This window comes from Rhizobium sp. PDO1-076 (assembly GCF_000247475.1).
Lineage (GTDB): Bacteria > Pseudomonadota > Alphaproteobacteria > Rhizobiales > Rhizobiaceae > Allorhizobium.
Genome location: NZ_AHZC01000297.1, coordinates 1 through 1133, shown reverse-complemented (window position 1 = coordinate 1133; position 1133 = coordinate 1). Strand labels below are relative to the sequence as shown.

Annotated in this window: 2 protein-coding genes and 1 pseudogene; all 3 read right to left on the bottom strand. The window is 60.0% G+C overall.

Annotated features, from left to right (window positions below; translation table 11 throughout):
* Nucleotides 1–126, bottom strand: a pseudogene (locus PDO_RS27975) (IS256 family transposase); the annotation flags it as partial.
* Between the two features lie 103 nt (nucleotides 127–229).
* Entirely contained in the window at nucleotides 230–586 is a 357-nt protein-coding gene (gene tnpB / locus PDO_RS15340) for an IS66 family insertion sequence element accessory protein TnpB (RefSeq protein ID WP_037074348.1), read from the bottom strand.
* A complete protein-coding gene (gene tnpA, locus PDO_RS15335; protein WP_007603655.1) occupies nucleotides 583–1053 on the bottom strand; it encodes an IS66-like element accessory protein TnpA in 471 nt (156 codons plus the stop codon). Before tnpA ends, tnpB begins: the two co-directional genes overlap by 4 nt.
* Nucleotides 1054–1133: the final 80 nt, after the last annotated feature.

Below are 1133 nucleotides of genomic sequence, written 5' to 3'. Positions count from 1 at the left end.
CTCGGCAAGCGCCTTCTTCAACTGGTCAATCAGCCCGCCGCCGTCGAAGGCCGTCTTGGCATCAGCTCCGCCGAGCAATTGGTCCAATATTGCGTCCGGGATAACCGGCTCTTTCCGTCGTGCCATGGGTGGTCTCCTTCATACCCATTATGCACGCCCGTACACGAAATTCCTGACAGTCCCCGGATCCTACCACGAAGGTCAGAATCATCAAGCAAAACCAATAGGATCAACCTACTTTCAAGGGGCGTTTTACCGGGTTCTGCGTCACCCTTGTCCAGTCGATACCGGCCAGCAGAAGCGAGAACTCTTCGCGCGTCATCTGCATCGCGCCATCGCGGACCGGCGGCCAAACAAACTTTCCCGCCTCAAGCCACTTCGTCGCTAGGATCATGCCGGATCCATCCCAATAAATGCAGCGAAGTCGATCGAGACGCTTGGCGCGGAACACGAACACGTCGCCGCAATAAGGATCAGCCGCAAGCACCGATGCCACCAATGCCACCAGGCCATTCATGCCGCGCCGGAAGTCGACAGGCTGCGTCGCAACCATGATCTTCACTCCACCAGGGGAAAGTCCGATCACCGGTGCCCCCGCAACGCCGCCACGATCGCTTGCGCCAACTCGGGCGCCACCGTGCCGATCACGGTCAGGCGCGCGCCAGCAATCTCGATCTCAATCCGACCTGCGGCGAAGTGGGCGGCATCCGATCGAGAGCCCTGGTGGGCCGCTTGATCGCCGACCACCGTTACCGGCACGAACATTGCCTGCTGCGCGCAGACCTTGGCCGAGGGACGAGTGGTCAGCCCAGCATCCCGACGCCAAACATTCAGCAAGCCGCGATTGACGCCCCAGCGCCGAGCAACGGCGGAAATGTTCACATCAGGTTCCGCGCTTTCCGCAAGGATGCGCGCCTTCTCCTCGTCAGTCCAATTCCGCCGCTGGCGACGACCGGTGATCACCTCGATCCGACGATATTTTCCCTCATGCCTGGCTTCATGCATGTCTTCATCCATGACTTCAAGCATGCCATCAGCGCGATCTCCAACCATCCCGTTCCGCTCCTTTCGGTGAAGGAGCTTATCTCGCGGCCTCGATCACAAAAGGAAAGGTGGGCCGTTCGTAGCGCTCA

Coding starts and splice junctions, on each gene's coding strand:
- tnpA (WP_007603655.1), bottom strand. CDS start 1,053: ATGGTTGGAGATCGCGCTGATGGCATGCTTGAAGTCATGGATGAAGAC.